At 46.0% G+C, this 6,645-nt stretch carries 5 protein-coding genes; all 5 read left to right on the top strand.

The features are described 5' to 3' along the window. The first annotated feature begins 240 nt into the window (after window positions 1-240). Window positions 241-828 carry a hypothetical protein gene (locus EYQ01_02550; protein ID HIE64695.1) on the top strand — a complete coding sequence of 196 codons (588 nt, stop codon included), beginning with the start codon at window positions 241-243 and terminating at the stop codon, window positions 826-828. Between the two features lie 72 nt (window positions 829-900). Beyond that, window positions 901-1,965: a chorismate synthase gene (aroC, locus tag EYQ01_02555; GenBank protein HIE64696.1), complete on the top strand. Its 1,065-nt coding sequence runs from the start codon at window positions 901-903 to the stop codon at window positions 1,963-1,965. 133 nt (window positions 1,966-2,098) lie between these two features. After that, a complete protein-coding gene (locus EYQ01_02560; GenBank protein ID HIE64697.1) occupies window positions 2,099-2,572 on the top strand; it encodes an NUDIX hydrolase in 474 nt (157 codons plus the stop codon). Window positions 2,573-2,684: 112 nt separating this feature from the next. Beyond that, window positions 2,685-4,055 carry an FHA domain-containing protein gene (locus EYQ01_02565; protein ID HIE64698.1) on the top strand — a complete coding sequence of 457 codons (1,371 nt, stop codon included), beginning with the start codon at window positions 2,685-2,687 and terminating at the stop codon, window positions 4,053-4,055. After that, a complete protein-coding gene (locus EYQ01_02570; GenBank protein ID HIE64699.1) occupies window positions 4,052-6,460 on the top strand; it encodes a serine/threonine protein kinase in 2,409 nt (802 codons plus the stop codon). The genes EYQ01_02565 and EYQ01_02570 overlap by 4 nt, the downstream gene beginning before the upstream one ends. The last annotated feature ends 185 nt before the right edge of the window (window positions 6,461-6,645 follow it).

Here is a 6,645-nt window from a genome sequence, read left to right on the forward strand (position 1 = left end):
ACATTGAACTTCAAAACACCCAATCAGGTGTTTTTTAATTCAAACCCTTTTGTTGCACTTACTACTTGAATCCGCGACATATAATAGCACAGGGATACTCCCTTTATCTCCCATATTTACTCCCTCTTTCCAGAATTCAGGAGTTCTAAAGAGGGCGTTTTAAATCCCTTTCGTTATATGATATGATCCAGCGCAACGAAGAACGACACAAAGTCCTTTTAACCATGAAGAGGAGAAAGAATGGATCCTGAGTTCAAAGAGGTGGTCGATTTTCATCGGCATCTTTGTCTCGATATCGCGGTTGGATATCGGGTGGGAAAAGCCTTGATGCGGGAGATGAGAGACGAGATAAAAAACATGAAAGAGGTCATTGCGCTTGTTGGAAACGAGACCTGTGCGCTCGATGCCATTCAGGAGGTCACCGGATGTACTTTTGGAAAGCGGAACCTCCAATTGACTCGCCTCGGAAAACCCGTTTACACGCTCCAGAATACAAAAACAGGGAAAGCAGTTCGTCTCTATTGCAGTTACTGGAATACCTTTGATCACACAGAGTTACGAAAAAGAAAAAAAGAAGCAAAGGGTCCTGTTGCCACCGCTGAGCAAAAGGCCGCCTTTCAGAGGCTCACGGAAGAAAAAATTGATTCCATCATGTCCGCGCCGGAATCCGATCTCTTTACTATCCGGCATATCACACTTCCGGCCCCGCCAGTCATGGGGAAGTACAAAGCAGAACCTTGTGGATCCTGTGGCGAATATGTCAATGTTGCGCTTCTTTCAGATCAAGAGGGAAAACAGCACTGCACGGAATGTCTTCAAACAGCCTAGACGACAGAAAGCACAATCCTCGCCCTTCTAGGAGGAGATTTTTCAACTACAAAAGCATTATACGGGACCCTCATGTCAGGAAATAGTTTCGGCCAGATTTTTCGAATGACCAGCTTTGGTGAAAGCCATGGCATTGCATTGGGTGCAATTGTCGATGGCTGTCCTGCCGGTCTCCCCCTGACCGAAGAGGATCTCCAGAAAGACCTGGATCGACGAAGACCGGGACAGGGTCGCCTGGTTACACAGCGGAAAGAGTCCGACATCGTGAAGATTCTCTCAGGAACCTTTGAGGGGAAAACAACCGGGACCCCCATTGCCCTCATCATCCATAACGAAGATACGCGCTCAAAAGATTATGACAAGATAAAAGATATCTTCAGACCGGGTCATGCCGATTACACCTACTTCAAAAAATACGGTTTCCGAGATTATCGCGGTGGTGGACGGTCCTCTGCGCGGGAGACGGTCGCGCGTGTGGCTGCAGGTGGCATTGCGCGAAAAATATTGTCTGGTGAAGGGATCGAGATTATCGGTTATCTCACTCAAGTCGGACCCGCAAAGATCAAGCGTGTTGATCTTGCCGAAATTCGGAGGAATGCCCTTTTTTGTCCCGACCCCGATGCGGTCTCCGAAATAGAACAGGTCATTCAAGAAGCGCAGGCTGCGAAGGATTCGATCGGCGCCAGGATTGAGGTAATCGCGAAAGGGGTCCCCGCCGGTTTTGGCGAACCTGTATTCGACAAACTCGATGCGGCCATCGCGGGAGGGATGATGTCGATTAATGCGGTGAAAGGAGTTGAAATCGGCGCCGGATTCCAGGTGGTTGAAATGAGAGGAAGCGAGAATTGTGATCCGATCACCCCATCCGGATTTCGCTCGAACAACGCAGGCGGTATACTGGGTGGAATTTCTAACGGAGACAATATTGTAGTCCGTCTCGCCCTGAAACCCACTTCATCAATCGCGACCGAACAGGACACAATTGATGTCCATGGCCGCCCTGCCACAATAGTTACCAAGGGGCGGCATGACCCCTGTGTCGGACTCCGGGCGGTCCCGATCGCCGAGGCAATGTTGGCACTTATTTTGACCGATTTCCTGATGAGAAACAAGCATTCCAGGATTGAAGGTTCATAGGAGCCCCCCCCTTCTTCAATACCGAGGCACCTCAATCGTCTCCGTAAATCAAAAAAGAACTGTTTATTTTTTCTGATTGGTGCTAGAATTACCAAGAGTCTCTGGGAGGATACATTTTGATGAGCCATCCACAATGAGGACGAGAAACCATACCTCATCCGGTGGGGTTATCTACAAGGGTCAAGAGGATAATCTCCAGGTTATTCTCATCTCCCATTATAACCAGCGGGGAAAACTGGTCTGGTGTCTTCCAAAAGGCTCTGTTGAGGAAGGTGAAACCTTGCAGGAGACTGCCCTTCGGGAAGTCAGAGAAGAAACCGGAACAGACGGTCGTATCCTGGAAAAGATCGGTCAGATACAATACTGGTTTTATTCAAAACAAGAAGATACAAAGATCTTCAAAACAGTCCATTTCTATCTCATGGAATACCTCCGCGGAAACGAAAATGATCATGATTCTGAAGTGTACGAGGCCCGCTGGGTTGCATCTCAGAAGGCATTGGCAATGCTGACACATAACAGTGAACGCCAAATCATGGAAAAAGCTGCGCGCTACCTAAACGCAACAACATCTGGCAACAGTACCTCGCCAACAAAGACTTCCTAGGTTTTTCAAATTGGAAGTCGCTTCATCCTTCCGAACCTCGTTTGACAACCATATAGCTTATAAACTACACTATTAAAGGTCAGCTCACACTTACCCCGACCCTCGTCAAATCATGATCAAAAACCTGATTACCCATCAAAAAGAACAACTTTCGGAAACGCAGTGTTCCGCTGAGCATATCCGAGCAATCATTCAGGAGATAAAATCAAAAAAGGAACTCATCACGGCGGTATTGCTACGTGAAGAAAATGAACACGCGCTCCTGCTCTTTATTCTCCAGGATGAGCCATGTTTTTGCTATGCATTAAAAGACAACTCTTTCTCTCCCCATTCGATCTCAGAATTCCTCGGAGAGGGTACAAACCTGCAGGGAAACCTTGCCCTGTACAAGGTCAGTCCAATCTTTTTCAAAACACTTCTCGTGTTGGCCCAGAAAGACCCGGATGTTTTTGCAGGAAGTGATCTGATCAACATTGAAAACCTTCTTAAACATCTTCAGACACGGGAACAAGATGCTGTTTTATCCCTTAAAAAAGGGGTTGAAACATCGCTTTTCTATTTTATAAAAGGGAATTTATCAGAAGGTTACTTTGAAAACAAAAGCGGTCTTGGAGGAGAAACAAAGCTCCAGGATCAACTTTTGGTATATACTTACTCTGCGAATGAAAAGCCTGTGACATTCAACCTTTATTATGACCTGGAACTTTCTTCTTCAAAAGAGATTGGGGATGCCTTTTCAAAACCAGAAGAATCACCGGCGAACCCGTCGAGAAGTCATCCATTGCTTATCCTTGTTGAGGGAGAAAAGCAGAATGAGGGGAATCGGCCGATTGAAATGATCCTGGACAAAGAAGTTTTCACCCTGGGCTGCGATCCCGAAAACGATTGGACGGTAGACAGTCCCGCCTCTTCAAGAAAACATGCCACGATTGAACGCTGTGCGGATGGTTTTTATCTTGAAGACCAAGAAAGTCGTAATGGCACATTCGTCAATCAGAACAGAATTGCGCGCCATAAACTATCTCATGGGGACAAGATACAAATTGGCCTCCATTACTTTGTTTTTTCAGACAATGGAAACGGAGAATCGAATGTTACGTACCCTGTCTCCCTTGTTCCAGACAATGGTGATATCTCTGCCAGCATGGAGGAAGATGACGACCAGGTCCTTTCAATAGATGAAGAGCCTCTAGATAACTGGGGACTAGAAATTATTTCAGGAAAAATGACTGGCACTTTTTATAACCTCGCCGGCAGACGCATCTCTCTCGGTCGTGGAAATACAGACATCCAGGTTAAAGACCCTCAGGTCTCCCGGCATCATGCCGACATAGAGTGGACGACTGAAGGATTTGTTATTTCTGATCGTAAAAGCGCAAACGGCGTCACGATTAACGATCATCTCGTCACAACAAAACAGCTCCTCCTTGAGGATGTCATCAAAATTGGAGACACCCGACTCAGGGTTGTCTGCAAGGAATGAACGACAAATCCTGGAACGACACGATTACCCGCTTCCTGGACAACCCTGTCCTGTTTATCGAACAATTCATCTCTAGCTTTTCAACGACCTCACTCATCGGATACGTCTTCTTCTTGATTCTCATTGTCTCGGGCTACAAACTTGCCAAAAAATATTTCGCTATGCGGCGGGCCATTATCCCTGATCCCATCAATGAGGCGATGCTGGCTGAACGGTCACAAGATCCTTTTCGAGCCGGAGAACTTTATGAAAATGCGGGCCAATACGACAAGGCCATTCGGGCTTACAAGGAGGCGCGGGCCTTCCAAGAGATCGGCCGAATCTTTGAGCACCTGAGAGAATGGGAAGAAGCCGCCCAATTTTATAAATTGACGGGTAACATTGAGAAATCAGCAATCATGTATCAGAAGGGAGGAAAATATCTGCAGGCGGCAAAGGCCTACCTCCAATGTAAAAAAAATACCCTTGCAGCAGAAATGTACGAAAGAGGAAGGCGTTATCGGGAAGCAGCAGAAGTCTATCGGAAGTTTGGAAACATTGAGAAATCCGCCACTCTCTATGAGCAGTCTGGAGACTACGGCAAGGCCGCAGAAGAGTACGAGGCCCATTTTTTAAGACAGAATATCGCAAATACAGGGCAACCTTCAGACAAACGGGAGCAGATACTACAGGCCGGATACAAAAGTGGCCAACTCTATCTCAAGGTTGGGCTCCACCTTAAGGCGATGGAAATTTTTTCTGCCGCAGACTTTCCGAACCAGGCAGCTGAAGCGGCCGTTCTGGCCGGAGAAAAAGAGAAGGCAGCCAAGTTATTTCTAACCGCTGGTACATTTAAAAAAGCAGCAAAGCTTTTTGAAGAATTAGGAGACAAGAAACGAAGCCATTGGATCATGGCAAAGCAATATCAGGAAGATTCAGATCTTCTGTCTGCAGCAAAGGCTTTTGAGTTGGGAGAAAACTGGATTGAAGCCGGTGAAATGTATGAGCGGGTCGGCGAAAAAGGGCGGGCGGGCAAGATGTATATGAACGGAGGAGACTACCATCGCTCTGCCGAAATGTTTCACTTGGCAGGAGATCGGGAATCCGCGGCAATGTCGCTCGAAAAAGGAGGTGATTTACGTGAAGCGGCAGTGCTTTATACAAAACTTGAGATGTTTAAACGTGCCTCTCAACTCTATGAACTACTCGGAGACTACTATTCCGCCGCACTGCTTTTGAAAGAAGTGGGCGAATCGGACCAATGTATATCCTACCTCCAAAAGGTCGATTCGCATTCCGGAGATTATTATCCTGCTTCAATCATCCTGGTAAAATTGCTAAAAGAACGGGGTATGGAATCAGCGGGGGCGGAACGCCTGCAGAAGATCGTCGCTCAGAGGAAAATCTCCCCTCATAATATAGAGTTGTACTATCAGTACGCCATTCTACATGAAGGAAATAAAAAATTTGAGGAGGCGGCTTCAGTCTATGAAAATATTTTAGCTGAAGATCTTAAGTATAAAGACGTCAAACAGCGAAATGATCTCCTCAAGAAGGTCTTAAGAGAAGTAAAAAAAGCTAAACCACTCCTGAAAGATAAAGAATCAGATCTATCCAGGAAGACCGCTTCCCCATCAGATAGCTCGATCCGATATAAAATAATCAAGAAGATAGGACAAGGGGGAATGGGTGTTGTTTATCAAGCCGAGGACACCCTTCTAAAGCGAATTGTTGCATATAAGGTCCTTCCAGTCGCCATTAAAGAAAATAAAGCCATGCTAAAAAACTTCCTTCAAGAGGCACGTATCGCGGCGGCCCTGAATCATCCTAGCATCGTCACACTTTATGATACCGGAAAAAATGGAGACGAAATCTACATTACAATGGAATACGTCGACGGAATCACCTTGAAGAAGTTTTTAGAAAAGAGGCTACACCCTGTTCGCATCTCTCTCAGAATCATGAAGTCCATCTGTACGGGAATCGCCTATGCCCATCGCGAAAACGTTGTCCACCGTGACCTTAAACCCGCAAATATCATGTTGATTCGCAATCACGGTGTCAAAATCATGGATTTTGGTTTGGCAAAGCTCATCACAGATGATGCCGCGGATAAGACCTCTGTAAAAGGCACCCCGCTTTATATGTCCCCGGAACAAATTCTGGGGAATAAAGTGGACCAGCAATCTGATATTTACTCACTCGGCTGCACTTTTTATCGAATGGTAACGGGGCGTCCTCCTTTTACCAAGGGAGATATCTATTACCACCACCTCCACACCCCGCCTGTATCGCCCAAAGAGGCCAATCCGACCCTGCCAGATCGTCTGGAACAAATAATCATGAAATGTCTCGAAAAGAAAAAAATAAATAGGTACAGTAAAATAGAGAATATAACTAAAGAGTTAGATCTTGTAACTGAGTAATCGTGGATTCAAGTTTGAAGTGCAACGGTTAAAGAAGTCTTTGTTTTAAAGAATACCTCATAGGGTGTTCTAAGTCCCAGTGATTTTCTTGGGCGGTGGTTGAGTTTATTCATGGCGTTTTCGATTTCCGTGTTGGTCACGGTAGTCAGATCCCTGTGTTTGGGAAAATACTGTCGGATTAATCC

This window comes from Candidatus Manganitrophaceae bacterium (assembly GCA_012960925.1).
In the GTDB taxonomy this organism is placed as follows: domain Bacteria; phylum Nitrospirota; class Nitrospiria; order SBBL01; family JAADHI01; genus DUAG01.